Origin of the sequence: Chryseobacterium barbadense, from assembly GCF_042849955.1 — a bacterium.
Lineage (GTDB): Bacteria > Bacteroidota > Bacteroidia > Flavobacteriales > Weeksellaceae > Chryseobacterium.
Window position 1 is genome coordinate 1 of the sequence record NZ_BAAFHL010000148.1, and the last position, 1,090, is coordinate 1,090.

Annotated in this window: 1 pseudogene; it reads left to right on the forward strand. The window is 36.1% G+C overall.

From position 1 onward, the window contains the following. A pseudogene (locus tag ACGHIN_RS17290) lies at positions 1 to 1,090 on the forward strand (RHS repeat-associated core domain-containing protein); the annotation flags it as partial.

Here is a 1,090-nt window from a genome sequence, read left to right on the forward strand (position 1 = left end):
GGCGTAGCTTTACAAACCAAAACCTATCATAAAAGGCTAAGCTCAGATACGGAAACAGTGATTACCGAAACTTTCGAGTATGATAATCAGAACAGGCTTAAAAAACATTATCATCAGGTAGATAGCCAACCTCAGGAGTTATTAACAGATAATACATATAATGAATTATCTCAAATAATTAATAAACAAGTAGGAAACAATCTTCAAAGCATAGATTATACCTACAATATCAGAGGCTGGATGACTAAGATCAATGATCCTGAAAATTTGGATGAGAAGCTCTTTGGATATGCAATTAAATATACCAACCCTGTGAGTTCCCCGGGAAGATATAATGGAAATATTGCCGAAGTAGATTGGAAGAAAAGGGTGGAAATCGGGACCGAGAGCATGCTAAAAAGATACAGCTATTATTATGACCTGCTTAACCGTTTGACAGATGCTGTGTTTTTAACACCTAATACCACCGTTCCTTTCAATGAATATTATAATGAAGGAGTAGAATACGACCTTAACGGTAATATCACCCATTTATCGAGAAACGCCCCTTCTTTCTATAGCAGTAATTTTGAGCATATTGATGATCTGTATTATAATTATGAAGGAAATAAGCTTATTACTGTTAATGATGGCAGCGGAAACCCTTCCGGATATGAAGGCGGTGGAAATTTGATTAGTTATGATGCTAATGGCAATATGATCAATATGCCGGACAAGCAGATTAATCAGATCGGATATAATTTCCTGAACCTTCCCAATGCTTTTGGAATTAATAATAATACGAATAAGCTGCTTTATCTGTACCGGGCAGATGGAACCAAGCTCAGAAAGCTGACTCACATCACAAAGCCAGACGGGATATTTGGGATCATAACTGAATATCTGGATGGATTTCATTATTTAACAACACAGGGATCACCAGATAACCAGGATAGCCCTGTTGATTTTGCTTACGAACAGGAAGCCTTTATTAATAATGTACTACAGATAAAACCTGATCCTGAGCTACAATTTGTTCCTACGGCAGAAGGATTTTATGATTTCACAATTAATAAGTATATTTACCAGTATAAAGATCATTTAGGTAATG